Origin of the sequence: Pseudarthrobacter sp. GA104, assembly GCF_009741265.1 — a bacterium.
Taxonomy (GTDB): Bacteria; Actinomycetota; Actinomycetes; order Actinomycetales; family Micrococcaceae; genus Arthrobacter.
Map to the genome: position 1 here is coordinate 2,502,121 of NZ_WOWL01000001.1, position 26,967 is coordinate 2,529,087.

The window sequence follows — 26,967 nt, forward strand, 5'->3', positions numbered from 1 at the left end:
TTCCCCTCCTGTTCCTCAGGAGGATCACATGGCAACAACAGCAGTCAAGAAGACCAGCAGCAAGTCCTGGCGCGTCGTGGACATCGTGGTGGCGGCCCTCATTGCCATCGCCGGCGGTGTCATTTTCTGGGCCTGGTCCCAGGGCGCGGCCGCAGTGTCCGGCCCCATGAACGCCACCTACCCGCCACTGACCGGCCTGATCGCCGGCGGCTGGATGATCCCGGCCGTGCTGGGCATGCTCATCATTCGCAAGCCCGGCGCCGCGCTGTTCTGCGAGACGGTAGCCGCCACCGGTGAGCTGCTCATGGGGTCCCAGTACGGGGCTTCCGTGCTGTTCTCCGGCTTCGTCCAGGGCCTCGGCGCCGAGATCATCTTCGCCATCTTCGTGTACCGGAAGTTCAACCTGCCCGTGGCACTGCTGGCCGGTGCCGCCGCCGGTCTCTTCTGCGGCCTCAACGACTCCTTCGCTCCGTGGGGCTGGAACATCGCCTACTCCGGCGGGGACAAGCTGGTGTACATCGTCTTCACCGCCATCTCCGGCGCGATCATCGCCGGCGCCCTGTCCTGGATCGCCACCCGGGGGCTGGCCAGGACCGGGGTCCTGAGCTCGTTCGCGTCGCGGAAGGCAGCTACGGAGCCTGTTTTCTCCTGATGTCCGCACCTTCCCGCCAGGGCGCGCCCACCGCAGTGCGTCCCGCCGCCGTCACGGCCCGCGGCTGGGGCTGGCGGCATGCCGGGCGCGCCAGGCCGGCGGTCCATGCCCTCGACCTGGACATCCGTCCGGGAGAGCGGGTGCTGCTTTTGGGGCCTTCCGGCGCCGGCAAGTCCACCCTCCTCCATGCTTTGGCGGGGGTCCTGGGGGATGTGGACGACGACGGCGGCGCGGCCGGCGATTCCGACGAGTCGGGTTCGCTGCTGGTTGACGGAGCCTCCCCCCGCGAACAGCGCGGGCGCGCCGGCCTTATGCAGCAGGATCCCGAGACGCAGGTGGTCCTGTCGCGCGTGGGTGACGACGCCGCCTTCGGCGCCGAGAACCTCGCCGTGCCCCGCCACGCCATCTGGAGCCGCGTGCACGAGGCGCTGGACGACGTCGGACTTTCCCACCTCCCGCTGGACCATCCGACGTCGGTACTCTCCGGCGGGCAGAAACAGCGGCTGGCGCTCGCAGGCATCCTTGCCATGCGTCCCGGCCTGATCCTGCTGGACGAGCCGACGGCCAACCTGGACCCGGCGGGCGTGCTGGAGGTCCGCGACGCCGTGGCGCGGTGCCTGGACAAGACCGGCGCCACCCTGGTGGTGGTGGAGCACAGGGTGTCCGTGTGGAAGGACCTGGTGGACCGGATCGTGGTGCTGCAGCCCGGCACCGACGCGAAGGACGCCGTGCTGCTGGACGGTCCGCCGGACCAGGTGCTCAGGGAAGCCCGGAGCATGCTGATTGCTGCCGGGGTGTGGGTGCCCGGCTATGTTCCGGACACCCGGCTGCGGGCGGCGGATCCAGCCAGCGGGACGGGTGGCCTCCTGCTCGCTGCCGAGGAACTGGCGGTGTCCCGTGAACGGGCGCGGCGCAGCGGCTTCCGGAAGGTTCCGCCGGTACCCGTGCAGGCAGGTATTTCCGCGCAGGTCCGGGCCGGGCACGCCTTGGCCGTCACGGGGCCGAACGGGGCCGGGAAGTCCACGTTTGCCCTGACGCTTGCCGGGCTCCTGGAGCCCGTGGCCGGCAAGGTTTCGGCCACGCTGGACCTGAGCCGCGGCGCCGGAATAGACCCGTACAAGTGGAAGGCCGATCAGCTCATCGAGCGGATCGGCACAGTGTTCCAGGAACCCGAACACCAGTTCGTCACAGGGAAGGTGCTGGACGAACTGCTGTTCGGCCCCCGGCACCTTGGCCATGGTGAGGAGCGCGTGGACGAACTGCTGGAGCGCCTGCGGCTTACCCATCTTGTGGATGCCAACCCCTACACGCTTTCGGGCGGGGAGAAGCGGCGGCTGTCCGTGGCAACGGTCCTGGCCGCGCATCCCCAGGTGCTGGTCCTGGACGAGCCTACGTTCGGCCAGGACGCCAACACGTGGGCGGAGCTGGCATCGTTCCTGTCCGAGCTGCTGGATGCCGGCACCGCCGTGGTCTCCGTGACCCATGACGCCGAATTCACGGCGGCGCTGGGTGGAACGGAACTGCGGATGGCCGCGGCGGAACCGGCGGCACCATGAGGCAGGAGCTGAACCTTCGCGGCAACAACGCGCTGCTGACCCGGGCGAACCCGCTCAGCAAGTTCGCCGCCGTCTTCCTCATCACGGCCGTGCTTGCGCTCTCCATAGACTGGGTGTCCGCATCGGTGGCGCTGGTCTTTGAGGTCCTGCTGTTTCCGCTGGCCGGCCTGACGCTCGCACTGCTGTGGCAGCGCGGCTGGCCGCTGATCCTCGCCGCCGCAGTGGGAGGCTGGAGCACCTCCATCCTGGCGCCGGACAGCGGAAAGACGCTGATCGACGTCGGCATCTGGACCATGAGCGAAGGCTCACTGGAGCTGGGCGTGGGCTTCATGCTGCGGGGGCTGGCGATTGCCCTGCCGGCAGTGCTGCTGATGAGCTGCACCGACCCCACAGACCTCGCTGATGCGCTGGCGCAGAAGGCGCGCCTCCCGCACCGCTTCGTGCTGGGAACCCTCGCGGCCATGCGGCTGGTGGGCCTGATGGCAGAAGAGTGGCAGACCATCGGGATGGCCCGCCGCGCGCGCGGGGTGGGTGCCCGCGGCAGCGCCCTGCAGCGCGTGAAGGCGACGCTGGGGCAGAGTTTCGGGCTGCTGGTCCAGGCGATCCGCCGGGCATCGCGGCTCGCGGTGACGATGGAAGCCCGCGGCTTTGGCGGCGGCCGCCGGACGTGGGCCCGCGAATCGACCTACAGTGTGTTGGATGCGTGGGTGCTTGCCGGCGGTGTGGTGATGGCGGCAACAGCGGTTTTTGCCGCAGTCTCGCTGGGCACCTGGAACATGGTGTGGCTGGGGACCTGAAAGCGGGCCAGGCTTACGGGCACGAATAGTTGTAGTCGAAACCCCGCGATACGAACTGGGTCAACTCCACCTCGCCGCCGCCGGTGAGGGGCGCATGCGAACAGGCCATCGCTGCTCCTGACGCGTTCCGGGATCCTGCCAGCCAGCTCGGGAGTGAGTAAAGGTTGCTCGACCCGCTGACAGTTCCAACAATCTGGTCCCACTGCCGGCCCGAGGAGTAAATCCCCACCTGCGCGCCAATGCTGTGGAAGAAATCGGTCATGCCTTCCAGGACTGTCCGGTTGGCATCCTTGTCGGTGTAGGACCAGCTGTTTTCGGTCTCCACATCCAGCCACCAGACGTACGAGCCCGGGTTGCTGATGCCGCGGTGGTGGGCGTCATCGTATGCCTTGGCGAAGCCGTACATGTAGGCGCACGCCTTGCCGTAATCCCCGTCCTTGCAGGGGCCGTACGGGTTGTGCACCGCCCGGCCTGCCGGGTACTCGTCCTCCGCCGGCCACCACGATCCCGCGGCGCCCGGGTTGGCAGTATTGACGTACAGGGACACCGTGGGCCGGCCAGGGTGGCCCGCGGAACCTTCCGCCCAGTCAAGCTGCTCGGCCAGGCAGGGATTGGTGGTGTTGGCCAAACCGTTGTTGACGCCCACAATGGCAAAAGCCTGTCCCGTGGGGAAAGCCGTGTTGCATTGCGGCCAGGAGATGTCGTTCCCCAGGAGCGACTGCACTCCCTCTCCCGGGGAGGGCACCGCGTAGGCAGGCGAGCCGCAGATGAGGAGCAGGGCCGCGAGTAACGGTGCTGCCATTCCCGGCACGCTCCGTGTGCTGCGGGCCGGTGCCCGGCTGACTGGCATCGGCGTGGCTGGTGTCCGGCGCATACTGCCTCCGTTGCCGCTGGACGAACGGGTGCCTTCAGTCTCCCGCCCTTGGAAGGTGCGGTCAAGGAGTCCGTCCCCCTTCGATCGCATCGTTCGGGTAAACGCTCTCCAGCGGCCGCGTTTCAGACTGCCGTGACGGGACCTTTAACTCATTTATGATATAAAGTTGTGTATGACGCAGGAAACCGCTGAACACGTTGCCGCCATGCTGAGGGATGCCCGGGCTGAGAAGGGCTGGACCCAAGGCCAGTTGGCTGCCGAGCTGGGAACGAGCCAGAGCGCCGTTGCCCGCATGGAACAGGGCAAGCAGAACCTGAGCCTGAAAATGATCCAGCGCCTCGAAGTGATCTTCGACCGGAGCATCGTGAACGTGGGCAGGCCGCAGATGACCCACCTGCGCGTTGAAGGCGGGCGCACCCTTTCGGGGTCCGTGGACGTCAACAGCAGCAAGAACGCCGGAGTGGCTTTGCTGTGCGCCAGCCTCATTAACCGGGGGACCACCATTCTTCGCCGCCTCGCACGCATCGAAGAAGTGAACCGGATCGTTGAAGTCCTGACCAGCATCGGTGTGGAGTGCACCTGGCTCAACGACACCGACCTGCTGCTCCGCCGCCCGGCGGTCCTGGACCTGGGCGCGATGGACGTGGACGCCGCGCGCCGCACCCGGAGCGTCATCATGTTGCTGGGACCCCTGCTCGATGAGTCGGCCAGGTACAAGCTTCCCTATGCGGGCGGCTGTGACCTTGGTACCCGGACGGTTGAGCCGCACATGCAGGCACTGCGCCAGTTCGGACTCTCGGTGGAAGCGACAGCAGGCTTCTACGACGTGCAGGCCCCGTCCGCAGACACCCGGGACCGCTCCTTTGTCCTGACTGAGCGCGGCGACACTGTCACCGAGAACGCCATCATGGCCGCGGCCCACCGTGAGGGCACCACCGTTATCCGGAATGCCAGCCCCAACTACATGGTGCAGGACCTCTGCTTCTACCTGGAGATGCTTGGAGTGGTTATCGAGGGGGTGGGAACCACCACCCTGAAGATCACCGGACGCCGGTCAATCGATGCCGACATTGAGTACTACCCCTCGGAGGATCCTATCGAGGCCATGAGCCTGATTACCGCGGGCATTGTCACCAACTCGGAGGTGACCATCCGGCGGGTGCCCATCGAGTTCATGGAAATCGAGCTGGCAACCTTGGGGCAAATGGGCCAGCAGTTGGAGATCTCGGGCGAATATATGGCCCGGAACGGCCGGACGCGGCTGGTGGACGTCACCACGAAGCCTTCCGAGTTGCGCGCTCCGGAGGACAAGATCCACCCAATGCCGTTCCCCGGGCTGAACATCGACAACCTGCCCTTCTTTGCGGTCATCGCAGCGAACGCGCATGGCCAGACCATGATCCACGACTGGGTGTACGAAAACCGGGCCATCTACCTGACCGAGCTGAACCGGTTGGGCGCCCAGGTGCAGCTCCTTGACCCGCACCGGATCTACGTCAACGGCCCCACCAAGTGGCGCGCCGCGGAGGTTGGCTGTCCGCCCGCGCTCCGCCCGGCAGCGTGCCTGCTGTTGGCAATGCTTGCCGCGCGGGGAGTGTCCGAGCTGCGGAACATCTATGTCATCGAGCGTGGCTACGAAGACCTGGCGGAACGGCTTAATACCATCGGGGCGAAAGTGGAGTACTTCCAGGACTAACCATTCACGCTTCGTCATGAACTGCTGTTGACCCTCAATTTCGTCCCTGTTGTCGGAGAATGTCGGTATGCGAACTTTCGGCGTCGAGGAAGAGCTCCTGATCGTTGATCCGGAGAGCGGGGAGCCGCTTGCCCTGGCGGATGCGCTGCTGTCCGGCCGCCGAATGGCCGCCGACGACTCGCCGGATGCACCCCGCCTCCTGGAGACGGAAGACAAAACCGTTTACGACGACGAGATGGGCCTGAGTGCCGAGCTCAAGCTGGAACAGATCGAAACCCAGACGCGGCCCTGCCTGGAGTACCGTGAGCTCCTGGAACAGATCCGGGCCGGGCGGGCACTGGCAGATAAGGCTGCCAAGAAAAACCACGCACGGGTGGCCGCCCTTGCCACCTCGCCGCTGGGCTTGGCCAGCCACACCACTCCGGATCCCCGCTACGCGCGGATGCTTGAGCGCTTCGGCCTGACTGCCCAGGAGCAGCTGACGTGCGGCTTCCATGTCCATACCTACATTGAGTCGCACGACGAAGGCGTGGCTGTCCTGGACCGCATCCGGGACAAGCTCGCCGTCCTTACCGCCTTGAGTGCCAATTCCCCCTTCTGGAACGGCATCCAGACCGGCTTTGAGAGCTACCGGACCCAGGCCTGGAACCGTTGGCCGACGGCCGGGCCCACGGGCATCTATGGCACGTACTCCGCGTACCGGCGGGTGGTCACGCGGCTCCTGGACAGCGGGGTAATGCTGGATGAGGGCATGTTGTATTTTGACGCCCGGCTCTCCCGCAACCATCCCACGGTGGAGGTCCGCGTAGCCGATGTCTGCCTCCGTGCTGAGGACGCCGCACTTATAGCTGTCCTGGTCCGCGCCTTGGTGGAGACTGCGAGCCGCGAGTGGCAGGACGGCGTAGATCCTGCCCCCGTGCCCACGGTGCTTTTGCGCATGGCGTCCTGGCAGGCGAGCAGTGCGGGCCTCAGCGGGGAGCTGCTCGACTTTGGCACATTCCGCCCGGCGAGGGCCGCTGACGTGGTGCGCTCACTGGTGGACTACCTTGCCCCGGTACTGCAGGAACAGGGTGAACTTGCCCTGGCCCGGCAAGGGGTGGAAGACATCATTGCGCGCGGAACAGGAGCTGCCGAACAGCGGCGGGTCCGGGACAAGGTCCTGTCCTCGTCGCAAGGCGGGGACCTCGGCTTCGATGCAGTGGTAAAGCATGCAGTCGACGTGACCATGCGCGGCGGACTGGATCTTTCAAAGGTGGACGAGGCCCCCGAACTGCTGCGCGTCAGGCAGTCCTAGCGGGCAGGGGGCCTTCAGCGGTTCCCGACAAAGCCGTGCCGCCTGGGGCAGTCATGACAGAGCCGTTCGGCCGGGGTCCGTCCCTACACGGCTGTGGTGCTAGGGGACTCCGAGGGATTCCGTGAGCCAGAGGTGCCATTCCGGAAACGGGTCCTTCGGCAGTTCGTCTTCGGAAGGGCCAGGGTCTTCGGGCACATCGAAATCCGGGAGGTCCAGGTCCTTCACCAGGTCAAACTCTTCCGGCAGTGCAAAGCACGCAGGTACCTCAAAGTCGTCGGGCATGTTGAAGTACGCAGGTAACTCACGGCACCCCGGCAAGCTGAAGTACTCGGGCACGTACAAGTCCTGACCCTTCGGCCTAGCCGCTGAAGATGCGTTCCGTAGTCCCGCATTCCAGTCCGGCCAGTGGGGTGGTTCCCAGTCTTGGTGTTCGCTTGTGTAGTGGCGGCCGGTGGGTGAGGTCCAGCCGGGTGGTGCGGTTGTGGTGGCGGGGGTGGGTTTCCAGCCGCTGGTGTGGCGGAGTTTGTGGTGTTTCGGGCAGGGCTGTCCCAGGTTCGAGACTTCGGTGGTGCCGCCGTTGTGCCAGGCGAGGAGGTGGTCGGCTTCGTTGTCGAGGGAGGGGTTGCTGCAGCCGGGGAAGGGGCATTTGCCGTCCCGCAGCCTGAGCCAGTTCCGCATGGCTTTGGTGACCCGGTAGCTGGTGCGGCCGATTTCCAGGGGCGCGCCGTCCCGCGGGTCCACCAGCACCCGGTAGAAGGAGCTGGCACCGTCGGCGACGAGGTCCCGGGCCATCGAGGCAGGGATGGGGCCGGCCCCGTCCAGCACCGCCGGCTCGTCCGTCAAGCCCATCAGGGAAAACACGGGCACGGTGACCAGCACCTGCGGCCGAATCGACGACGACGGGCCGGGACCTGCCACCTCCCCGCCGCCGGAACTTCCCGCCTCACCGTGCCCGGCACTGGTTGCCTCGCTGTGCCCGGTAACCCGGGAGATGTTCCCGCCGCCCAGGAGCGCCTCGGCGAAATTGTCGGCCCTGAGCTGGGTCAGGGTGCGGGCCTCGTCCGGGCCCTGCAGTCCCCGGGAAATGGCGGTCAGCCGGTTCCAGATCGCGGACGCCTGGTCCGCGGGCAGGTAGGCGGCCACCCAGGCCATCGCATCATTATCCGGCCAGCACTCCACCCGCCGGTCCGCCAGGGACTTGGCGTGCCGCTTCGCCAGGCTCTCCGGATGGTGCCGCTCCCGCCACCCCCGCGCCTTGGCCCTGAACCGGTACGCGGGCATCTCCCCCACAGGGCACCCGCGGACCGCCCCCGGGGCGTCCGGGTCCAGGAAATGGGCCTCCAGGGCCGCCGCCCCGGCCGGGCCAAGGCCGACGGTCTGGTCCACCATGGTCCGGGCATGCGCCCAGGAAATCGTCCCGCCCTGCAGGGCGGCCAGGGTCCGGGGCAGCGACGCGGTCAAGGCATGGGCTTCAGCCAGCAAAGCTCCGGCGGCCCGGTCACCGATGGCCAGCGCACACCCGACCTCCGCCACCAGGCTCCGGTCCTGCGCCGTGGCCTCGTGAGGGGACCCGGGCGGAGGATTCATCGCCTTCGTCGCCCCGGCAAGGGCCGCCGCGGCCACTGCCTTCACCGCCGCCAACTTCGCTTCCGACCGCGCCACCCCACCCAGGACATCCAACGCCGCATCAGCAACCCGCTGCAACGGATCATCAACGCCCCCGCCCCCGCCACGGCCACCGGAAACGGCAGGCCCGCCCGCGGCAAGGCCTCCGCCAGCCAGCGCAGCCATAAACGCCGCGACAGAAGCGTCAACCGCTTCCTCCCCCTGCACCACCGCCGCGTTCGATTCCATACCCCCATCATCGCGAGGGGGTCCGACATTATTAGGCCCTACGACGGCCTTCCGGAAAATACTTTTGAAGTTTTTTGTGCCACCTATTCGAGGAAGCGGTGCCCTCGCCTTCCGGGACAAAAGACGCCGGCCGCAAGTGCGGCAAGCTGTGGCGTCCTGCCAACGTCCCGTGCCATACTCAGCGCGTGGCGGCGTCGTATTCCTTCAAAGCAGGCCTGTGGCGCTATCCCGGGGAAGCCGGTTGGCATTTCCTGACCCTGCCGGCGGACGTCGTGGACGATATCCGCGCGCGCAGTTCCGGCCACAGCAAAGCTTTCGGTTCGGTCAAAGTGGCGGCGGAGATTGCCGGCCACGCGTGGCAAACCTCGCTCTTCGCGGATGCCAGGACCGGCACATACCTCTTGCCCGTCAAGAAGGACATCAGGGCCAAGGCCGAGATTAGCGACGGCGACGAAGTGGCCGTTCACCTTTCCCTGCAGAATCTTTGAGGCCATGGCCCCGGGGTGCCGCGGCCGGAGCGCTAGATCTGCTTAAGTGCCTGCTCCAGGTCGCCAATCAGGTCGTCCACGTCCTCCAGCCCCACCGAAAGCCGCACCACGCCGTCGCTCAGCCCAATGGCGGCCCGGCCCTCGGGTCCCATCGCGCGGTGCGTGGTGGTGGCCGGGTGGGTGATGAGCGACTTGGCATCGCCAAGGTTGTTGGAGATGTCGATGATCCGCAGGCCGTCCAGCAGCGCAAACGCCGCGTCCTTGCCCGAGCGGCCGCCGGAGGGGGCGAGTTCCAAGGTGAGGACAGTGCCGCCGGCGCTCATCTGCTTTACGGCCAGCTCGTACTGCGGGTGCGATTTCAGGAGCGGGTACTTCACCCAGCTGACGGCAGGCTGTTCCTCCAGCCATTCCGCGAGGCGCAGGGCTGACGCCGAGGAGTGGTTGACGCGCAGCGCCATGGTCTCGAGGCCCTTGGTCAGGACCCAGGCGTTGAACGCGGACAGTGCTGGTCCGGTGTGGCGCATCAACTGCTTCACCGGCCCGTCAATGAACTCCTTGGTACCCAGGATGGCGCCACCAAGCACCCGGCCCTGGCCGTCGATGTGCTTGGTGCCCGAGTAGACAATCACATCGGCGCCGAACTGCCCGCACCGCTGCAGCAGGGGGGTGGCAAAAACGTTGTCGACGACGACGGTCGCCCCGGCAGCGTGCGCCAGGTCGCTGACCGCAGCAATGTCCACGATCTCCTGCATGGGATTGGACGGCGATTCGAAGAAGACGGCGGTGGTGGGCTCGGAGAGCGCTTCGCGCCACTGCTCCATGTCAGGGCCGTCCACGAAGACGGTCTCCACGCCCCAGCGCGGCAGGATTTCGTTCAGGATCACAAAGCACGAGCCGAAGAGTGAGCGGGCGGCAACCACCCGGTCCCCGGCCGCCAGCAGCGCACCCAGGGCGGTGAAAACCGCGGACATGCCGGACGCCGTCGCGAAGCACGCCTCGGTCCCCTCAAGCAGGCGGAGGCGTTCCTGGAACGTGGCCACGGACGGGTTGCCGTAGCGCGAGTAGACAAAGCGTTCGTCCTCGCCCGTAAAGGCCCGCTCAGCAGCAGCGGCGGATTCGTACACGAAACCGGAGTTCAGGAAGACAGCCTCGCTGGTCTCCTGGAAGTTGGTGCGGTCCAGCCCGCCGCGGACGGCCTGGGTGTCGGGGCTCCAGCCGGCGGCGTCTTCGTTGAAGGTCACTTAGTTCTTTCCCAGGTTGGTCGGCAGGCCGCGGTTCTTCCAGCCGTTGACGGTACGTTCTCCATAACGGTCCGGTTCACCCTCAAAGCCTTCCAGGACGTTGTAGGAGGTGAAGCCGGCCTGCGTGGCGGCGATAGCGGCCGCGATGGAACGCTGGCCGGAACGGCACAGGAACACCAGTTCGGTTGACTTGTCCTCGGGCGCCTGTTGGCTAAGGTCGGTGATGAAGTCGGGGTTGGGGATTCCGCCCGGGAAGGTCCACTGGATGAACAGCGGATCGTTCTCGGTGGCCTTGGTGTCGGGAATGCCGATGTGGGCCCATTCGCCCTCCGTGCGCACATCCACCAGGATGGCGCCCTGCTCGAGCTTTTCCCAGGCCTCCTGCGGGGTCAGGTCTCCGGCGTAGCTCATGCGTGGCCCTCGCCGCCGAAGTCAAGGTCATCGCCGGCGGACTCGAGGTCGTCAACGGCATCTGCCACGGCAGCGTCCGCGGAAGCGATGGCTGCCGGCAGGACTACCGCCTGCGCCACGATCACGCTGCTGCCGTTGAAGGTTGCCGCCGGGCTGCCGTGGAGGACATAGCCTTCCGCCAGCGCGGCGGAGATCCGCTCGCAAAAGGCGCGGTCATCCGGCCCGCTGATGAGGCGGTACGACAGTTTCTCTTCAGGGGCAGGTGCGTCAGACACGACGATCTCCTTCTCTCACGCTTGCAGCTCGAATGGGTCGATATGCCGAGTGTTCACCTGAGGCACCCCGCCGCGAAAGGAGGGTTGCCGACCGGCCAGTCAGGGCTTGGCGCCGGTACTCATTACTCCCCAAAAACGTAACACTTGCCGCCCGCGGCCGCACCGCCGTCGTCGTCATGTTGCGTAACTGAAGTAGGCCGGGCGCCGCAGTGGAGCCCAGTGCCGTCCGGCACCTTCACCTAAAGTACGACGGCGGCTCCTCCTTGGGTGTCCGGGGGTGGGACCCGCGGGAGCGGCAGGATCAATTGATGCAGTAGCAGGGAGCGCGCCTAAGCGCGCTTAAAGAGGAACGGCGTGGACCCTGTGCCCCCAGGCACGTGGTCCACGCCGTATTCGTTTTGATGCCGTTGCTTAGACGAGGCCCGGGTAGCTTGCCAGGATGTAGTCCGCAGCGGCGGGGCCTTTCATGCGCAGCCCCTTGCGGCCGTGCCTGATGCGGCAATTCATGGCTATCCAGAAATTGGATTCCAGGCCGGGCTTCTGCTGGTTGATGAAGCACCAGCTGGTGTACAGGCCGTAAAGGCGGTCACGGTCGAGGGTGGCGTCCGAGGCCTGGTCAATGTAGGTGGCTTCTTTTAGAAAGAGATCGAACTGCGAATGCGCCATGACGGCTTCCCTTCGCTAAGTGCGGTGGTGCCGCCGTTCGGCTACAGCAGCGAACCTCAATGCCGTGCACGGGGCATGGAGTGTTGATGAAGCCCGCGGAAATCAAGAACTAGTTGAAACCGGGGGCTACTAGTTGAAATCAAGGGCTACAGGGCGGTGTCACTGCCGCATCTACAATGTAGACTTTACTCGTAGACAACGGATTCGGCAAGCGAATGGATTACCTATCCGGGTAAAGGGCTTGCCGCCTTCCAGGACGGAAATCATGGCTTCCCCGAAAGTCCAGTCCCCCACCGGGCCGGCCCAAAAGCAAAAGCTGAGCAGGGAGCTGGTGCTAACCAAGGCGCTCGAAGTTGTTGACGCGGAAGGCTTGGAGGCGCTGACCATGCGCCGCCTTGGCCAGGAACTGGGCCGGGATCCGATGAGCCTCTACCGCTATGCGGAGAACCGCGCCGCGCTGCTGGACGGCGTCACCGAACTGGTGCTTAACGAACTCACCATCCACCCCGACGATCCCGATTGGAAAGCCCAGCTGCGCCGCATCGCACACGACCTTCGGAGCCTTGCGCTCCAGCACCCCAATGTGGTGCCGCTGCTTGTGACCAGGCCGCTCTCCACCCCGCTGGGGCTGCGGCCGCTGGGCACGCTGCGTCCCCTCGAGCAGATCCTGTCCCTGCTGATTGGGGCAGGGTTCAGCCCGTCGGACGCCCTCCACGTCTACCGCGCCTACTACGGCTTCCTCTACGGCCACATCCTGAACGAGCTGCAGGAATTCGTTGTGGACCCGGAGGAAAACGAAGTGCTGCTGCGGCTGGGACTGCACCGGTTGCCTGCCAAGGAGTTCCCGCGGCTGCGTGCGCTGGCCCCCGCCCTGGCGGACTACGAAGGATCCGCGGAACTTGACCAGGGGCTAAGTATCCTGCTCTCCGGCCTTGAAGCCCAACTGTCCCTTCAGGACGCAGAGCCAACCGGCTAGCCTGGCCGGACAGGCATTCCGGCCGGGTTATTCGAAAGAGGCCCGCCGCTTGTCCTGCTGGCGCGTGGCCCAGACGTCCGGCCGGTTCACCTTGAAACGGCGGCCGGTCAAAGCACGGGCTGTCAGCCGGATGTAGTTTGCCTTTTCTCCCGGCTGCCATGGCTCCAGCCCCAGGCTGTCCACGGCGTCCTTGTCCGCCTGGTCCTCGATGATCGCCGTATCGCCGCGCAGCACCACGCTCCAGGCCTCTTCGGTATGGGGATCGTAGCCGTCGATCTCCAAGGCGGCAGGCCTCTCTGTCAGGGCACTCCACAGCTTGGTGACGCCGGCCGTACGGAACGCGATGCTGCGGCGGTGCACCACGTAGTTGATTGGAAAGATCTCGGGGTGGCCGTCAACCACCAGTGCAAGGCGGCCGACAGTGTCATTGGCCAGGAGTTCCCAGCATTCGTCAAAGGTCAGGTTGTCATTCGGCTGCGTCTGCGAGTCCATGAACCAAACCTTACGGCCACTGCCCCCGCCGAACCTAGAGCGCAAAGGCCGGAATCACAGGACCGTTTACTGGATGCCCGCGAACAACTCGTTCAGTTCGGCGGTCAGCTCCTTCTGGACGGAGGGCGTGCCGATTTCCTTGCCGTCGATCCGGTTGACCGGCGCCAGCAAACGGACGCTGGAGATCAGCCACACCGCGTCGGCATCCAGCAGGTCCTGCGGCTCAAGCGGGCCGTAGCCCAGTTCCCAGCCCGCAGCCTTCGCCGCGGTGAACAGCGCGCCCTGCGACGTGCCCGGCAGGATGCCGCTGTCCAGCTGGGGCGTGATGAGGCGCTTGACGGAAGTGCCGTCGTCGGACGTTCCTGCGTGGGCCAGCAGCACGGTGGAGGTGGGCCCTTCCAGTACCCGGCCGTCGGAGGAGATGAAGATGACGTCGTCCGCGCCCTGTTTATGGGCATGGCGCAAAGCGGCCATGTTGACGGCGTAGGACAGCGTCTTCGCGCCGAGCAGCAGCCAGGGGGCGCGCTCGGCGGCGTCGCTGTCGTAGCCCCGGTCAAGGAGGATGACGTCGATTCCCGTCTCCCGCTGGCGGCGCGCCAACGCCCCCGTGGGGGACACCTGGACCCAGGCGGTGGGCGCGGCGGCGCCCTCCACACCGCGGGTCACCACCAGTTTGACCACGAGTTCGTCCTCGGCGGCGGAGGCAGGCGGATACTCGGACCGGTACTCGCTCAGTGCAGTCCCGATGGCCCTGCGCCACTCGTCCTCCGGCGGGATAACCAGGTCAAGGGCGTCCGCGGAGCGGGCCAGGCGGTCCAGGTGGGCCTGGACCTTCCGCACGTTGCCGCCTACAGCCAGCATGGTTTCGAAGATCCCGTCCCCGCGGGTGGCGCCCTGGTCCGTGACCAGGAGCTGGGGCTTGGAGGCATCGGCGAGCCGGCCGTCCGGGAACGCGGGGTCGAGGAAAACGAGAACCACGGAAGCTGGAGAGGTCATGGCTCCAGCTTAGTGCGGCGCCGCACGGATAAGCTGGGCAGAGTGCCCTGGCTGGAAACGGTCCGCCGGGAGCCCATCCTCCGGGGGTTTATTTCGTGTTGTGGCCATTCTCGCTTGCCGGCACCGCGCCAATGTGGGTGGTGGTGCTGCTGGGCGTCGCCGACCTCCTGATCAGGGTGCTGGCTGTGGGCATCATTCCGGGCAACAGGCGTCCCACCACGGCGATGGCGTGGCTGCTGGGCATTTTCTTTGTGCCGTTCGTGGGCATCCTGCTGTTCCTGCTGTTCGGCAACTTCAAGCTGTCCAGCCGCCGGCGGGCGCAGCAGCAGCGGGTCAACGAACGCGTGCGGGCCGGGATCTCCTCGCTTTCCGACGTCGAAAGCGACTACCCCGGACCGGAGTGGGTGAAGTCCGCCGCGGAACTGAACCGCCGGCTCGGGTCCCTGCCCATGGTGGACGGCAACTCCGTTGACCTGATTCCCGGCTATCCGGACTCGATCCTGCAGATGACGGAGGCCGTGCGCAAGGCGAAAGAGTTTATCAACGCCGAGTTCTACATCATGAGCACGGACCACATCACCGACGACCTCCTCACCGCGCTGGAGGAGGCAGCCGAGCGCGGCGTCGAAGTCCGCGTGCTGTTCGACCACATCGGGACCCTGCGGGTGCAGGGCTACCGGAAGCTCCTGAAGCGGCTCCGCGCGGGCAAGATCCAGTGGAAGCGCATGCTTCCGCTCCTGCCCATCCACGGCCAGTGGCGCAGGCCTGACCTGCGGAACCACCGCAAAATCATGGTGATCGACGGCGAGGTTGCCTTCACCGGCTCGCAGAACCTGATCGAGCCCTCCTACAACAACCCCCGGCACCGCAAGGCGGGCCGCGAATGGGTGGAGCTCATGGCGCGCCTGCACGGGCCCATTGTGACCACATTGAATGTCGTCTTTGCCACCGACTGGCTCAGCGAAACCGACGAATCCCTGGAGCACCAGCTGCAGCTCCCGTCCAACCCGCACCCCGGGAACGTGACGGCGCAGGTGGTGCCGAGCGGCCCGGGGTTCATCACCGAGAACAACCTGCGGCTTTTCAACACGCTCATCTACTCCGCCCAGCACCGGATCTCGATCTGCAGCCCGTACTTCGTTCCGGATGATTCCCTGCTCTACGCCATCACCACCGCTGCCCAGCGCGGTGTGGACGTGGAGCTGTTCGTCTCCGAGAAGGGCGACCAGTTCCTGGTCCACCACGCCCAGCGGTCCTATTACGAGGCCCTGCTGGAGGCCGGCGTCCGGATCTACTTGTACAAGGCCCCGTTCGTGCTCCACGCCAAGCACTTCACCATCGACGACGAGGTGGCGGTGCTGGGCTCCAGCAACATGGACATGCGTTCCTTCTCCCTGAACCTTGAGGTGTCCGTGATGCTGCTGGGCGAGGACATCGTCACCAAGATGCGTGCGGTGGAGGACACCTACCGGGACATCTCCCACGAGCTGAAACTGGCGGACTGGATCAACCGGCCCCTGGCGGCCCGCTACGTGGACAACGTGGCGAGGCTGACCGCCACCGTCCAGTAAAAACTCCGGGGGTCAGGCGTCCGGGAAGTCCGCTCCCAGGGTGGAGAGGACGCCGAACGCCTTGGTGCGGATTTCCTCGTATTCGTCCTCCGGGACCGAGTCGGCGGTGATGGCGCCCCCGACGCCGAGCGTCAGTTCCGCCGTTCCGTCGCCGGCGGCGTCGATCACCAGGGTCCGGATGGCGACGGCGAGGTCCGTGGCGCCGTTCAGCGAGAAGTAGCCGATGGCGCCGGAGTAGAGCCCGCGCCCGCCACCTTCGAGCCGGTCCAGGATGGCCATGGTGCTGATCTTGGGGGCGCCGGTCATCGAGCCCGCCGGGAAGCAGGCGGCCACGGCTTCGGCCCGGGAGGATCCCCGCTGCAGCTGCGCATCGATCGTGCTCACCATCTGGTGCACCGTGGCGTAGCTCTCGATGGCGCAGAGCCTGCTGACCGTGACGGAGCCCGGGACCGCGAAATGGCTCAGGTCGTTACGCAGCAGGTCCACGATCATGATGTTCTCGGCGCGGTCCTTCAGCGACGCCGCCAGGTCCGTGCGAAGCTGCGCGTCCTCGTGCGGGTCGGCAGCCCGGCGGCGGGTGCCCTTGATGGGCTCGGCGCGCATGCCGCCGTCGGAGGCTATCTTCAGGAACCGCTCGGGCGAGGTGCTGGCCACCGTGAGTCCGCCGAACGCCAGGTAGCTGGCGAACGGGGCCGGATTCCTCCGGCGCAGGGCCAGGTATGCCTGCCACGGGTCCAGCGTGGCCGCCGGAACTTTCGCTGACAGAGTGGTGGTCAGGCAGACCTCGTAGGTGTTTCCCTCGGCGATTTCGTGCTGGGCGGCAGCGATCTTCTCCCGGTACTGCTTGGCGGTATCACGGCTTTGGAATGTGGGCGCTTCCGGAAGTACGACGCCGTTGCTGCCGCCGGCCCGGGCTGCCACGGCCGCCGGCGCGGCGGGGCCGGACGCTGCCTCGACCGCGGCGCGCGCGCCTTCCAGCCACTCGTCGGCATCCGGGGCGTCGAGAGCCAGGAGCCAGGCCGTGCCTTCCGCATGGTCCAGGACAACCGCCCTGCCTGCGAAGATCAGCGAAGCATCAGGCGTGGGCGCGGAATGATCGGATCCGCCGGTTTCCCGCTTGAGTTCGTAGCCCAGGCATCCCAGCCAGCCAAGGGTGAACTCACCGGGGTAGCCTTCGGGGGTGCTGACTGCCGGGTTGCCCCAGACGGTGTCCAGCCAGCGGAAGAAGGGGCGCGCCACCGTGGCGGTGGCGCAGCCTGCCCTTAGCTCGCTTTGTCCGGAACGGTGCGTCATGGACTGGCCGTGTGTGCCGGCGTCGTCCGCCATGATGCTGAAGCGGCTCCGCCCGGCGGCCTCGGACCCTGCCTGGTCACCGGCCTGGCTCGCATTCGATGAGTCGAGCCAGACGGCGTTGGCCGAGGTGCCGTAGAGGGAATTGAACAGCGCTGCTGGATCCGGCCTGGTGTCCAGCTGTTCGGTGCGGATGCTGAGGCCACGGCGCGCCGAAAGCTCGGGGGACAGCGCCGGGGCCAGGGCGGGGAGATACGGCAGGAGCTGCAGGACGTCCGCCGGGGCGGATCCGTCGGCGCGGTTCAGTACCCGGACGTCGGCGTGCTGCGGCACGTCGTCGGTGCGCAGCCATTCCTCCTCCTGCGCAGCCCACTGGTCCCAGTAGGGTTCGTAGGTGCCGCCGTCGCGGTCCAGCGCCCGGGTGCGGCGGACCTCCTCCGGTGAGTCCGCCCAGATGACGGCGCTGAGCAGGCGCCGGGCCGCGGCCGCGGCGGCGCCCACTCCCTCAACGATGACAATCTCGGCCGGCAGCGTGACCCGGGAGTCGCCGTCGTAATGGTTCTGCCAGTCCCAGCTGGTCCAGGTGGCGGCGTCGCCACGGCTCAGGGGCTCCAGAACCGTGGCGACGTAGCGGTCAATGCCGACCATGAGGCCGTTCCAGCCCGGATAAATGTCCTCGAGGTGGAACAGCGACACCCTGTGGTGGGCCCGCAGCCGCGCCGCCAGTTCAACTGCGAGGGTGGTCTTTCCAGCGCCCGAGCGCCCGTCGATGGCAATGATGACGGGGGCTGGGCTCATGAATTAGAGCGTACCGTCATCCCTGCCGCGCTTTCATCCGGGGGTTCTTCCTGTTGATGACGAAGGTCCTCCCGCGCCGCCGGACAACCTGCGCGCCGGGGATCTTTTTCAGTGCGCGGAGTGAATTCCGTACCTTCATGCTGTGCTCCTTGTTTGGTGGTGGTGCAATGCCAGTTCTTCATCGGTGAGCTGGCAGGACATCAGCAGGTTCCCGAGTTCCGCGGCATCAAGGTCCTCGCCCGTCGCTGCTATGACGGAGGCGGCCGGGGCGCCGTGGCCGGCCGGCTGGCTTCCCGCCCCGGGTGCGGCGTGGCCCTCCGGCCAGGCACCGAGGTTCTCCAGCCACACGCGGGGGCCGATGCCCTGGATCGCTATCCGGCAGGCCGGTGCGGACGCTATCCACAGCTGGCCGCGCAGGAGGCAGCATCCTTCTGCCAGGGTTGCCAGTGCGTCCCGGAACCGTCCGGGGTGCAGCGGCCGCTCGATGCGGTGGAACACTGTGGCAAACGGCGACTCCATGCTGCGGGCCGGGGGACCGGGCGGTTGGGCGTTTCCGGGTGCTGTCCTGGCCACCGCGTCGGCGTAGCGGTGCAGTCCCTGCCTGACTGCTGCCGCATCACGGGCCACCTCCGCGTGCGGAGCGAGTTCACGGAGCAGGTGCAGCCCGCGCTCGCGGCCCGGCGGGTCGGGCGGCACAATGTCCGGCTCGGTGAGCAACACGGTGTCCGCGAAGGCGAGTTCGCCCACCAGGAATTCGCCCGGCGTCCGCTCGTCTTCCGGTGCGGGAGTGAAGCCGGATTCAAACAAGGTGTGGGAATCCCAGATGTGGTCCTCCAGGGCATCCGGGGAACACGCGAGGATTACCGTACCCACAGGTGCTGCGCGGGTGAGGCCGCGCCGCAGTGCGGACACCGCGGCTGATGCAGGGACGGCAGGCGGCAGGCCAATGATGATGGCCCCCTTCGTGTTTTCGAGCAGCCGGTCGATGCTCGGGACAAGGTCCAGCCGGACGGCGCAGCTGAGGCAACCGTGTTCCAGCATTGTCTCCTCGCGTTCCAGGAGGATCCGGCCACTGAATATTCGCCGGACCACGAGTCCGTCCTCCATGAGGTCATGAAGGACCACCAGGCTGCCCGGATGGGCTGCCGCAAGGTCTTCGCACGCCTGCTGCCGGCAGAGTGCATCAAGGGAACTGATGACGGTGAGGTTCATGCCATCAATGTAGTTGAGAATCGTTCTCAACTACAAATGGAAGGCCAGCCTTGACGGCCGCCTGCCGCCGTCGTGCCTTCGCTCCGCCTGGCTGTCCTGTTCTGCTGCTTGCCTAAGCCTGGCGCTGGAGCTCGGCGTTCCGGACCGCGGCCACTTTGATGTAATCCAGCAGTCCGGGAAGTGCGGCGTGTACCTGATGCCAGACGGTGTCGAAATCGGCGTGGCCGCCGTACCAGGGGTCTTCGATTCCCTGGTCGAGAAGGTCTTTTTCTGCCAGTTGCGGGTCGAAGCTGCGCAGCATCCGGATCTTGTCCCGGGACTCCTGGTCCGGGGCGGACTCGCTCAACCAGGCGTGGTGGTCGATGTCCAGTGCCAGGATCAGGTCCCGTTCGCGGAACCATTCCGGCTGCCACTGGCGGGCAATGTGCCGGCTGGAGGTAAGTTGTGCCGCTGCCAGCCGCCTGGCCGCCCTCGGGTCGATGGGCCGTCCGGCCTCGTATCCCGTTGTGCCCGCGGATTCCACCGTAACCAAACCGCCCAGCCCTGTGTGTTCCAGCGCCGCGGCGAGCATCAGCTCGGCCATGGGGGACCGGCAGATGTTCCCGGTGCAGACGGCGATCACGCGGTATGGGCTCGGCGGTGAGTTCATGATGCTAAGCATGCGCGCTATTTGCCCCTGTTGGCTAGCGCGTGATTCACAATGCTTGACTGGTTTGTAAAGATTCTGGACTTTCGGTCACATGCTCTTCCGTGGGGCGGCCGGAGCGCGCTGCGTCGTCAGTGGAGGAAGGCCAGCAGGATGCCCACGGCCACAAACAGCACCCCGAAGGCCCGGTTGAGGACAAGTTGGCCGCGGGCGCTGTGGGTGAAGCGCTCAAAGGACCTGGCCGCGGCGGCGAAGAAGAACCACATCACCAGGATGTCAATGGCAACGATGGTTGCCGTCAGTACTGCGTACTGCGCCAGGAGGGGCTGCTCCGGCCGGATGAACTGGGGCATGAAGGCGAGGAAGAAGATGATGGCCTTTGGGTTCAGGAGATTTACCCAGAATCCGCGCCGGAAGATGGACCAGGCGGGCTCGTTCCGAAGGCCGGCAATCTTCTCCTGCCCAAGGTCCGGCTTGCTGAGGAACTGCCGGATGCCCAGATACACCAGGTAGGCGGCGCCCGAATAGCGGATCACGTTGAAGGCGATGGGCGAGCTGGCAACGAGCACCCCCACGCCGAGGGCAACGATCACCACGTGGATCACCAGTGCCGCCTGCTGGCCAAGGATTCCCCACATGGAGCGCCGGAACCCGGCATTCAGCGAGTTGCTCATGGTGTTGATGGCTCCGGCGCCGGGGGTGAAGCTGATCAGGACGCCGGCGCCCGCCAGCGCGAGCCAAAGGGAGAATTGCACCAGTCAATCCTACGTGTGCCCGCCGCGGCGTGGCGGATGGGCGGGCCCTACGCCCGGGCGATCACCTCGCCATTGGGGATCAGGAACCAGCCGTCGTCGGTGGATCCCCAGCGGTGCCAGCCCGCGGAAATCCTTGCCAGGTCCGCCGGGTTGGCGAAGCCATACTCCAGTGCCTGCTCCGCGAAGGCCGAGTGCAGCACGCGTTCGCCCCAGACGCGGGCCTGCCACCGGCGCTGCTGGCCGGTGGCATAGAGCCAGTTGCTGCTGGAGGGCGCGACGTCGGTGAAGCCTGCAGCCTGCGCCCAGCTGACAAGCCGCCGCCCGGCGTCGGGTTCGGCCCCGTTCCTGCGGGCGATGCGCTGGTACAGCTCCATCCATTCGTCAAGCTCCGGAATGGCGGGGTACCAGCTCATGCCGTGGAAGTCGGCGTCGCGCACGGCAACGATCCCGCCGGGCTTGGCCACCCGCCGCATCTCACGCAGGGCCTCCACAGGGTCCGTGAGGTGCTGAAGGACCTGGTGGGCATGGACGACGTCGAACGTCTCGTCCTCGAAGTCCAGGTCGTAGATATTGCCGGCCACGAACTCGACGTTCGGCACCTCCCGCTCCATGGCGAGGGCCTTGGCCTGGGCGATGATGTCCGGTGACCGGTCCAGGCCAGTCACCTTTCCCGGAGCCACCAGAACGGCAAAGTCGCATGTGATGGTGCCCGGGCCGCAGCCGACGTCGAGCACGTTGCAGCCCGGCGTGAGGTGCGGCAGGACGAACGCTGCCGAATTCTGGGCTGTCCTGGCGGCATGGGCGCGGACCACCGATTCGTGGTGGCCGTGCGTATAAACGTCGTCTTCAGGCTGCTGCGCGCTCATAACCAAACGCTACCCCCAACTAGGTAGCGCTAAGTGTCGTTTTGGCCCCTCAAAACGACACTTAGCGCTACCTAGTTGGGTGGGGCGGCTGCGTCCGGCTGGCCTGCGGACGAATCTTCCCGCGCAGCCACCGTTGCTTCCACCATGGCGGCCATGAACCTGCTGACAGTCTCCAGTTCCGCCGGAGTGAAATCGGCCATGGCAGCTCCCATGTGGCGCGCCAGCGGGGCGAAGATGGCGCCGCCGTCCTGGTAGGCCTTGGGCGTCATCTTCAGCTGGACCTGCCGACGGTCCGAGCCGTGCCGCTCGCGGGTCACGTGCCCCGAATGGTCCAGCCGGTCGATCAGGGCGGTTGTCGCGGGGGAGCTCAGGTGCAGTTCCTTGCGCAGGAGCCCGGGCGTGACCACGTTTCCCTTCGCCGTGTGGCGCATGATCGCGGCCAGGGCATTGAGGTCCGTGCGGTGCATGTCCTTCCGCCCGCCTGCTGTATCCACATACCGGTTGGCCTCCAGTGTGAACTCCTGCAGGAGCAGGACCAGCGGGTGCGGCCCCGCGGGCGGACCGGAAGGAGGCCCCTGCAAGGCCGGGCCGGTATTGCCTGCCATGTCCACCTCCTGAATTCGGGGCACCAGTGCATGGCACCGGTGCTTGGCCGTCGGCCGTCCTGACGGATATTACGCCAGCCCGGCCGGCCTGGAGGTACCGGCCGGAGCAAGAAAAGTTAGCCAGGCACTTATCTCTATGATGGAGATACTCTAGTATGGAATCAATCCTACCCGCGTCCCTCCCCTGGAAGGCAAAAAATGAGAACCACATCCAAAGGTTCGGAGCGTGTCCCGTTCTGGTTGCGCTGGCTGCTTCCCGTCATCCTGGTGCTGACCTGGCTGGCGCTGGCGGGCGTCGGAGGGCCAACATTCGGGCGGCTCGAAGAGGTCTCCTCCAACGACCAGGCCTCCTTCCTTCCGGCAGGTGCAGAAGCAACCGAGGCGCAGGACTGGCAGGCCAAGTTCCGTGACTCGGATGAGGTCCCGGGAGTCATCGTGATCGAGAGCAGCGAGGCCTTCACGCCGGCCCAGCTGGGGGAGGTTGCAGGACTGCGGGCGGAGCTCGAGGAACTGCAACTCGGCAGCGCGGTCATTGGACCCATCCCCTCCGAAGACGGCAAAGCCGTCCAGTTCATCGCGCCGATCGATTCCTCGGCCGAGGTCAAGGAAGCCGTGCAGGAGTTGCGGGACACCGTAGCCGGCGCGGCCCCGGAGGGCATGCAGACCTTCGTGACCGGCCCGGCCGGGCTCGCGGCGGACCTCACTGCCGCCTTCGCCGGGATCGACGGGATCCTCCTGCTGGTGGCCCTGGCCGCAGTGTTCGTGATCCTGCTGGTGGTGTACCGCTCCCTCCTGCTGCCCGTCATGGTGCTCCTGACGTCCGTCTTCGCGCTGTGTGCGGCCATCCTGCTGGTGTTCGGCATGGCAAAGGCCGGATGGATCCAGCTGAACGGCCAGAGCCAGGGCATCCTGTCCATCCTGGTCATCGGCGCCGCCACGGATTATGCCCTGCTGTACGTGGCGCGGTTCCGCGAAGCCCTGACCCACACCACCAACCGAACCGCCGCGGTCCTGACCGCGTGGAAAGCGTCCTTCGAGCCCATCCTGGCCTCCGGCGCAACGGTGATCATCGCCCTGCTGTGCCTGCTCTTCTCCGACCTCAACTCCAACAAGGCGCTGGGTCCCGTGGCAGCGGCCGGCATCCTCTGTTCACTGTTTGCCGCGCTGACGCTGCTCCCGGCCCTGATGGCGCTGCTGGGCCGGGCTGCCTTCTGGCCCTTCCGTCCCAAGCTGCTCCCCGCGGACCAGCGCGAACCCGAGCTGGTCACCGGTCTGGAAGGCCAGAAGGGCCTGTGGCGTGCCACCGGGTCCCTGGTTTCCCGGCGGCCCCGCGTGGTGTGGATCGCTTCCGTCCTCCTGCTGCTGGTTGCCTCGGCCGGCGTCCTGCAGCTCAAGGCCAACGGCGTTCCACAAACCGACGTCATCCTCACCGCATCCAACGCCGTTGACGGCCAGGATGCCTTGGCGCGGCATTTCGACGCCGGCAGCGGCAGCCCCGCCGTCGTGGTTGCGGACCAAGGCAGGGCACAGGAAGTACTGGACACCGTGAAAGCGGCCGACGGCGTGGGCGAGGCTTATCTCCTCGCCCGGGGTTCCGTGCCCATCACCGGAGCCCCCGGCGCTCCCGGCGCACCTGACGTCCGCGACGGCAAAGTGCTCATCAACGCCACCCTCAACTCCGCCGCGGACTCCCTTGAAGCCGAGGAAGCGGTCAAGGCGCTGCGCGCCGACGTCAAGTCAGTGGACCCGGAAGCGCTGGTGGGCGGCGTAACCGCGACGGCGCTGGATACCAACACCACCGCACAGCGGGACCTGGTTATCATCATCCCGGTGGTCCTGGTGGTGATCCTCTTCATCCTGATGCTGCTGCTCCGCTCCATCCTGGCGCCGGTGCTGCTGGTGCTCTCGGTGGTGCTGTCCTACGCCGCGGCCATGGGCGTCTCCGCCTTTGTTTTCAACAACATCCTGGGCTTCCCGGGGGCGGATGCCACAGTCCCGCTGTTCGGTTTTGTGTTCCTGGTTGCCCTGGGCGTGGATTACAACATCTTCCTGATGAGCAGGGTCCGCGAGGAGTCCCTCAAGCACGGCACCCGGCCCGGCATCCTTCGCGGGCTGGGCGTCACCGGCGGCGTCATCACCTCCGCCGGCGTGGTTCTTGCGGCCACGTTCGCCGCGCTGGGCGTCATTCCGATCATGTTCCTGGTGCAGCTGGCCTTCATCGTGGCCTTCGGGGTGCTGCTGGACACCGTCCTGGTCCGGTCGCTGCTGGTTCCGGCGCTCGCCTACGACATCGGGCCCCGCATCTGGTGGCCGGGCAAGCTGGGGCGGCCGGAACTGGATGCGGCCATCCAGCGGGAAGCCGGCGGCAGCCCCGAGCGCGTGGTGGAGGGTGCAGGCCGCCGCTAAATCCCGGACCCGGCCAGTGCCGTGCCCCGGATTGCACGTGCCCCCTGAAGGCCGCTGCGCCGCGGCCCTGTTGGCTAAAAGACCCGCTCGATAGACTGCAAATGCGCCCGTATGGACGCGGAACCTCAAGGGAGAGAAGTCATCATGACGGAACATCACGCCGATGAGCAGCCCCGCAAGGGCAGTACAGCGCCGGGACTGGAAGGCGAAGGCGGACAGTATGTGGACGGCGACTACGGCGATGCCGGCACTGTGGGGGACGTCGCCGCGAACCGTGAAGACGGCGAATATGAGGACGGCGATTACGGCGCCGCCGGTACGGCCGGCCGGGCCCGTGAAGCGGATGTGATCGGTGAGGAGCTCACCGACGAACAGGTGAATACCACTGCCGAGGAGCGCCGCCCGGACGGCGACAGGTAACACGGCAGCAAGAAGCAGCGCGGCGGCAGGTTCTCCAGCAGCGAAACGGGGAACCGCCGTCGTCCGCGTTTAAAACCCGGGAACCGCGCCATTGCGCGGGAGTCGCGGCATGTGCGGACCGCCCCGTACCAGAAGTTGAGTGTAGTACGCTCAACTTCGTATTGACATCATCTGTGCGCTGAGTAAAGTTGAGTGCAGAACGCTCAATCAGTGGGCGCCAACCAGTTTCCAAGGAAAGAAGGAAGCAACTCATGTCACGTGCAGTAGGTATTGACCTCGGAACCACCAACTCCGTCGTCTCCGTTCTCGAAGGTGGCGAGCCCACCGTCATTGCCAACGCCGAGGGTGGCCGCACCACGCCGTCCGTCGTTGCGTTCTCCAAGTCCGGCGAGGTCCTGGTGGGCGAGATCGCCAAGCGCCAGGCCGTCAACAACATCGAGCGCACCATCGCCTCGGTCAAGCGCCACATGGGCACCGACTGGACCAAGTCCATCGATGACAAGAAGTACACCCCACAGGAAATTTCCGCGCGTATCCTCATGAAGCTGAAGAACGACGCCGAGTCCTACCTGGGTGAAAAGGTCACCGACGCTGTGATCACCGTCCCGGCGTACTTCAACGACGCCGAGCGCCAGGCAACCAAGGAAGCCGGCGAAATCGCAGGCATGAACGTGCTGCGCATCGTCAACGAGCCCACCGCCGCGGCACTGGCCTACGGCCTGGACAAGGGCAAGGAAGACGAACTCATCCTGGTCTTCGACCTCGGCGGCGGTACCTTCGACGTCTCCCTGCTGGAAGTCGGCAAGGACGAGGACAACTTCTCCACCATCCAGGTCCGCGCCACGGCCGGTGACAACCGCCTCGGCGGCGACGACTGGGACCAGCGCGTTGTTGACTACCTGCTGAACCAGCTCAAGGTCAAGGGCATCGACCTGTCCAAGGACAAGATCGCCCTGCAGCGCCTCCGTGAAGCAGCTGAGCAGGCCAAGAAGGAGCTCTCCTCCTCCACCAGCACCAACGTCTCCCTCCAGTACCTGTCCGTCACCCCCGACGGCCCGGTCCACCTGGACGAGCAGCTGACCCGCGCCAAGTTCCAGGACCTCACCAAGGACCTGCTGGAGCGCACCAAGAAGCCGTTCCACGATGTCATCAAGGAAGCCGGCATCAAGCTCTCCGACATCGACCACATCGTCCTGGTGGGCGGTTCCACCCGTATGCCCGCCGTGTACGAGCTCGTCAAGGAACTCGCCGGCGGCAAGGAGCCGAACAAGGGCGTGAACCCGGACGAGGTTGTGGCCGTTGGCGCAGCCCTCCAGGCAGGTGTCCTGAAGGGTGAGCGCAAGGACGTCCTGCTGATCGACGTCACCCCGCTGTCCCTCGGCATCGAAACCAAGGGTGGCGTGATGACGCACCTGATCGAGCGCAACACCGCCATTCCCACCAAGCGGTCCGAGACCTTCACCACCGCTGACGACAACCAGCCGTCGGTGGCCATCCAGGTCTTCCAGGGTGAGCGCGAATTCACCCGCGACAACAAGCCGCTGGGCACGTTCGAGCTGACCGGCATCGCCCCGGCCCCGCGTGGCATCCCGCAGATCGAGGTCACCTTCGACATCGACGCCAACGGTATTGTCCACGTCTCCGCGAAGGACAAGGGCACCGGCAAGGAACAGTCCATGACCATCACCGGCGGCACCGCGCTCTCCAAGGAAGACATCGACCGCATGGTCCGTGACGCCGAGGAGCACGCAGCCGAGGACAAGGCCCGCCGCGAGGCAACCGACACCCGCAACACTGCCGAGCAGCTCGCCTACTCCGTGGACAAGCTCATCGCGGACAACGCCGACAAGTTGCCTGAAGAGGTCAAGACCGAGGTCCAGGCCGACGTCGACAGCCTCAAGAAGGCACTCGAAGGTACCGACGACGCTGCCGTGAAGGCCGCCTTCGAGAAGCTGCAGGCTTCCCAGGGCAAGCTGGGCGAGGCCATCTACGCCCAGTCCGGTTCCCCGGACGGCGCCACCGGTGCTGCCGGTGCTGAAGGCGCTTCCGCGGGGGCCAAGGCAGGCTCTGCTTCCGATGAGGACATTGTCGACGCCGAGATCATCGACGAAGACGAAGCGAAGAAGTAGC

Annotated in this window: 26 protein-coding genes and 1 riboswitch; of the genes, 11 read left to right on the forward strand and 15 right to left on the reverse strand. The window is 66.3% G+C overall.

The window, feature by feature from the left end; all coding sequences use genetic code 11:
* The first annotated feature begins 28 nt into the window (after positions 1–28).
* The 3 genes from GK109_RS11355 to GK109_RS11365 are packed head-to-tail and all read left to right on the forward strand — an operon-like array spanning position 29 to position 3,005.
* Positions 29–652, forward strand: a complete 624-nt coding sequence (locus GK109_RS11355; protein ID WP_104999333.1) for an ECF transporter S component — start codon at positions 29–31, stop codon at positions 650–652.
* Positions 652–2,208, forward strand: coding sequence for an ABC transporter ATP-binding protein (locus tag GK109_RS11360; protein WP_157240483.1), 1,557 nt, complete (start codon positions 652–654; stop codon positions 2,206–2,208). The genes GK109_RS11355 and GK109_RS11360 overlap by 1 nt, the downstream gene beginning before the upstream one ends.
* Positions 2,205–3,005, forward strand: coding sequence for an energy-coupling factor transporter transmembrane protein EcfT (locus tag GK109_RS11365; RefSeq protein ID WP_157240485.1), 801 nt, complete (start codon positions 2,205–2,207; stop codon positions 3,003–3,005). Before GK109_RS11360 ends, GK109_RS11365 begins: the two co-directional genes overlap by 4 nt.
* Positions 3,006–3,018: 13 nt before the next feature.
* On the opposite strand, the gene GK109_RS11370 is transcribed toward GK109_RS11365, so the two are convergent.
* Positions 3,019–3,807, reverse strand: coding sequence for a hypothetical protein (locus GK109_RS11370; protein ID WP_231754847.1), 789 nt, complete (start codon positions 3,805–3,807; stop codon positions 3,019–3,021).
* Between the two features lie 244 nt (positions 3,808–4,051).
* Here GK109_RS11370 and GK109_RS11375 point away from each other — a divergent pair, with 244 nt between their 5' ends.
* Both GK109_RS11375 and GK109_RS11380 read left to right on the forward strand, forming a co-directional pair.
* Positions 4,052–5,575 (forward strand): UDP-N-acetylglucosamine 1-carboxyvinyltransferase, encoded by a 1,524-nt coding sequence (locus tag GK109_RS11375; protein WP_157240489.1) that lies wholly within the window; start codon positions 4,052–4,054, stop codon positions 5,573–5,575.
* Between the two features lie 67 nt (positions 5,576–5,642).
* The gene (locus GK109_RS11380) at positions 5,643–6,869 is read left to right on the forward strand and encodes a glutamate--cysteine ligase (RefSeq protein WP_157240491.1); all 1,227 of its coding nucleotides are present in this window, start codon (positions 5,643–5,645) and stop codon (positions 6,867–6,869) included.
* A gap of 99 nt (positions 6,870–6,968) precedes the next feature.
* On the opposite strand, the gene GK109_RS11385 is transcribed toward GK109_RS11380, so the two are convergent.
* On the reverse strand, positions 6,969–8,723 hold the full coding sequence (locus GK109_RS11385; protein WP_157240492.1) for an HNH endonuclease signature motif containing protein: 1,755 nt from the start codon (positions 8,721–8,723) through the stop codon (positions 6,969–6,971).
* A 185-nt stretch (positions 8,724–8,908) separates the two neighbouring features.
* On the opposite strand from GK109_RS11385, the gene GK109_RS11390 reads away from it, so the two are divergent.
* Complete coding sequence (locus tag GK109_RS11390) at positions 8,909–9,211, forward strand: DUF1905 domain-containing protein (protein WP_370460550.1); 303 nt, start codon at positions 8,909–8,911, stop codon at positions 9,209–9,211.
* Between the two features lie 32 nt (positions 9,212–9,243).
* Here GK109_RS11390 and GK109_RS11395 read toward each other — a convergent pair whose 3' ends face one another.
* The 4 genes from GK109_RS11395 to GK109_RS11410 form a co-directional block, all read right to left on the reverse strand.
* Entirely contained in the window at positions 9,244–10,452 is a 1,209-nt protein-coding gene (locus GK109_RS11395; protein ID WP_370460551.1) for an O-succinylhomoserine sulfhydrylase, read from the reverse strand.
* Entirely contained in the window at positions 10,453–10,863 is a 411-nt protein-coding gene (locus tag GK109_RS11400; RefSeq protein WP_157240494.1) for a rhodanese-like domain-containing protein, read from the reverse strand. It abuts the gene before it with no gap.
* Positions 10,860–11,138 carry a DUF1737 domain-containing protein gene (locus GK109_RS11405; protein ID WP_370460552.1) on the reverse strand — a complete coding sequence of 93 codons (279 nt, stop codon included), beginning with the start codon at positions 11,136–11,138 and terminating at the stop codon, positions 10,860–10,862. Before GK109_RS11405 ends, GK109_RS11400 begins: the two co-directional genes overlap by 4 nt.
* Before the next feature lie 12 nt (positions 11,139–11,150).
* A riboswitch (SAM riboswitch) is annotated at positions 11,151–11,265 on the reverse strand.
* 284 nt (positions 11,266–11,549) lie between these two features.
* A complete protein-coding gene (locus tag GK109_RS11410) occupies positions 11,550–11,804 on the reverse strand; it encodes a hypothetical protein (RefSeq protein ID WP_157240496.1) in 255 nt (84 codons plus the stop codon).
* 265 nt (positions 11,805–12,069) lie between these two features.
* Between GK109_RS11410 and GK109_RS11415 the strand changes: the two genes are divergently transcribed.
* Positions 12,070–12,780, forward strand: a complete 711-nt coding sequence (locus tag GK109_RS11415) for a TetR/AcrR family transcriptional regulator C-terminal domain-containing protein (protein WP_157240498.1) — start codon at positions 12,070–12,072, stop codon at positions 12,778–12,780.
* Between the two features lie 27 nt (positions 12,781–12,807).
* Here GK109_RS11415 and GK109_RS11420 read toward each other — a convergent pair whose 3' ends face one another.
* Positions 12,808–13,272 (reverse strand): pyridoxamine 5'-phosphate oxidase family protein, encoded by a 465-nt coding sequence (locus tag GK109_RS11420; protein ID WP_157240499.1) that lies wholly within the window; start codon positions 13,270–13,272, stop codon positions 12,808–12,810.
* 66 nt (positions 13,273–13,338) lie between these two features.
* Positions 13,339–14,268, reverse strand: a complete 930-nt coding sequence (locus tag GK109_RS11425) for an aminodeoxychorismate lyase (RefSeq protein ID WP_157240501.1) — start codon at positions 14,266–14,268, stop codon at positions 13,339–13,341.
* Between the two features lie 131 nt (positions 14,269–14,399).
* On the opposite strand from GK109_RS11425, the gene cls reads away from it, so the two are divergent.
* A complete protein-coding gene (cls, locus tag GK109_RS11430; RefSeq protein ID WP_157242875.1) occupies positions 14,400–15,839 on the forward strand; it encodes a cardiolipin synthase in 1,440 nt (479 codons plus the stop codon).
* Between the two features lie 12 nt (positions 15,840–15,851).
* Here the strand turns inward: cls and pabB are convergent, their stop codons facing one another.
* The 7 genes from pabB to GK109_RS11465 all read right to left on the reverse strand — a co-directional run bounded on the left by pabB (position 15,852) and on the right by GK109_RS11465 (position 22,011).
* Positions 15,852–17,927 carry an aminodeoxychorismate synthase component I gene (gene pabB / locus GK109_RS11435; RefSeq protein WP_157240503.1) on the reverse strand — a complete coding sequence of 692 codons (2,076 nt, stop codon included), beginning with the start codon at positions 17,925–17,927 and terminating at the stop codon, positions 15,852–15,854.
* Between the two features lie 16 nt (positions 17,928–17,943).
* Positions 17,944–18,066, reverse strand: coding sequence for a type B 50S ribosomal protein L36 (gene ykgO, locus GK109_RS11440; RefSeq protein WP_157240505.1), 123 nt, complete (start codon positions 18,064–18,066; stop codon positions 17,944–17,946).
* Complete coding sequence (locus GK109_RS11445; protein WP_157240506.1) at positions 18,063–19,139, reverse strand: GTP-binding protein; 1,077 nt, start codon at positions 19,137–19,139, stop codon at positions 18,063–18,065. The genes ykgO and GK109_RS11445 overlap by 4 nt, the downstream gene beginning before the upstream one ends.
* A 112-nt stretch (positions 19,140–19,251) precedes the next feature.
* A complete protein-coding gene (locus GK109_RS11450) occupies positions 19,252–19,788 on the reverse strand; it encodes a low molecular weight protein-tyrosine-phosphatase (protein WP_157240508.1) in 537 nt (178 codons plus the stop codon).
* A gap of 128 nt (positions 19,789–19,916) precedes the next feature.
* On the reverse strand, positions 19,917–20,540 hold the full coding sequence (locus tag GK109_RS11455; protein ID WP_321214658.1) for a LysE family transporter: 624 nt from the start codon (positions 20,538–20,540) through the stop codon (positions 19,917–19,919).
* A 47-nt stretch (positions 20,541–20,587) separates the two neighbouring features.
* A complete protein-coding gene (locus tag GK109_RS11460) occupies positions 20,588–21,406 on the reverse strand; it encodes a methyltransferase domain-containing protein (RefSeq protein ID WP_157240512.1) in 819 nt (272 codons plus the stop codon).
* Between the two features lie 71 nt (positions 21,407–21,477).
* A complete protein-coding gene (locus GK109_RS11465; protein WP_157240514.1) occupies positions 21,478–22,011 on the reverse strand; it encodes a MarR family winged helix-turn-helix transcriptional regulator in 534 nt (177 codons plus the stop codon).
* A gap of 198 nt (positions 22,012–22,209) precedes the next feature.
* Here GK109_RS11465 and GK109_RS11470 point away from each other — a divergent pair, with 198 nt between their 5' ends.
* From GK109_RS11470 to dnaK, 3 genes are all read left to right on the forward strand, one after another.
* Positions 22,210–24,417 (forward strand): efflux RND transporter permease subunit, encoded by a 2,208-nt coding sequence (locus GK109_RS11470; protein ID WP_157240516.1) that lies wholly within the window; start codon positions 22,210–22,212, stop codon positions 24,415–24,417.
* A 144-nt stretch (positions 24,418–24,561) separates the two neighbouring features.
* Positions 24,562–24,837 carry a hypothetical protein gene (locus tag GK109_RS11475; protein ID WP_157240518.1) on the forward strand — a complete coding sequence of 92 codons (276 nt, stop codon included), beginning with the start codon at positions 24,562–24,564 and terminating at the stop codon, positions 24,835–24,837.
* A gap of 251 nt (positions 24,838–25,088) precedes the next feature.
* Positions 25,089–26,966 carry a molecular chaperone DnaK gene (gene dnaK, locus GK109_RS11480; protein WP_157240520.1) on the forward strand — a complete coding sequence of 626 codons (1,878 nt, stop codon included), beginning with the start codon at positions 25,089–25,091 and terminating at the stop codon, positions 26,964–26,966.
* Position 26,967 lies beyond the last annotated feature (1 nt).

Bases quoted from the DNA above. Each gene is read 5' to 3' on its own strand.
- GK109_RS11355 (WP_104999333.1), top strand. From the start codon at position 29: ATGGCAACAACAGCAGTCAAGAAGACCAGCAGCAAGTCCTGGCGCGTC.
- GK109_RS11360 (WP_157240483.1), top strand. From the start codon at position 652: ATGTCCGCACCTTCCCGCCAGGGCGCGCCCACCGCAGTGCGTCCCGCC.
- GK109_RS11365 (WP_157240485.1), top strand. From the start codon at position 2,205: ATGAGGCAGGAGCTGAACCTTCGCGGCAACAACGCGCTGCTGACCCGG.
- GK109_RS11370 (WP_231754847.1), bottom strand. From the start codon at position 3,807: ATGGCAGCACCGTTACTCGCGGCCCTGCTCCTCATCTGCGGCTCGCCT.
- GK109_RS11375 (WP_157240489.1), top strand. From the start codon at position 4,052: ATGACGCAGGAAACCGCTGAACACGTTGCCGCCATGCTGAGGGATGCC.
- GK109_RS11380 (WP_157240491.1), top strand. From the start codon at position 5,643: ATGCGAACTTTCGGCGTCGAGGAAGAGCTCCTGATCGTTGATCCGGAG.
- GK109_RS11385 (WP_157240492.1), bottom strand. From the start codon at position 8,723: ATGGAATCGAACGCGGCGGTGGTGCAGGGGGAGGAAGCGGTTGACGCT.
- GK109_RS11400 (WP_157240494.1), bottom strand. From the start codon at position 10,863: ATGAGCTACGCCGGAGACCTGACCCCGCAGGAGGCCTGGGAAAAGCTC.
- GK109_RS11410 (WP_157240496.1), bottom strand. From the start codon at position 11,804: ATGGCGCATTCGCAGTTCGATCTCTTTCTAAAAGAAGCCACCTACATT.
- GK109_RS11415 (WP_157240498.1), top strand. From the start codon at position 12,070: ATGGCTTCCCCGAAAGTCCAGTCCCCCACCGGGCCGGCCCAAAAGCAA.
- GK109_RS11420 (WP_157240499.1), bottom strand. From the start codon at position 13,272: ATGGACTCGCAGACGCAGCCGAATGACAACCTGACCTTTGACGAATGC.
- GK109_RS11425 (WP_157240501.1), bottom strand. From the start codon at position 14,268: ATGACCTCTCCAGCTTCCGTGGTTCTCGTTTTCCTCGACCCCGCGTTC.
- cls (WP_157242875.1), top strand. From the start codon at position 14,400: ATGTGGGTGGTGGTGCTGCTGGGCGTCGCCGACCTCCTGATCAGGGTG.
- pabB (WP_157240503.1), bottom strand. From the start codon at position 17,927: ATGAGCCCAGCCCCCGTCATCATTGCCATCGACGGGCGCTCGGGCGCT.
- ykgO (WP_157240505.1), bottom strand. From the start codon at position 18,066: ATGAAGGTACGGAATTCACTCCGCGCACTGAAAAAGATCCCCGGCGCG.
- GK109_RS11445 (WP_157240506.1), bottom strand. From the start codon at position 19,139: ATGAACCTCACCGTCATCAGTTCCCTTGATGCACTCTGCCGGCAGCAG.
- GK109_RS11450 (WP_157240508.1), bottom strand. From the start codon at position 19,788: ATGAACTCACCGCCGAGCCCATACCGCGTGATCGCCGTCTGCACCGGG.
- GK109_RS11460 (WP_157240512.1), bottom strand. From the start codon at position 21,406: ATGAGCGCGCAGCAGCCTGAAGACGACGTTTATACGCACGGCCACCAC.
- GK109_RS11465 (WP_157240514.1), bottom strand. From the start codon at position 22,011: ATGGCAGGCAATACCGGCCCGGCCTTGCAGGGGCCTCCTTCCGGTCCG.
- GK109_RS11470 (WP_157240516.1), top strand. From the start codon at position 22,210: ATGAGAACCACATCCAAAGGTTCGGAGCGTGTCCCGTTCTGGTTGCGC.
- GK109_RS11475 (WP_157240518.1), top strand. From the start codon at position 24,562: ATGACGGAACATCACGCCGATGAGCAGCCCCGCAAGGGCAGTACAGCG.
- dnaK (WP_157240520.1), top strand. From the start codon at position 25,089: ATGTCACGTGCAGTAGGTATTGACCTCGGAACCACCAACTCCGTCGTC.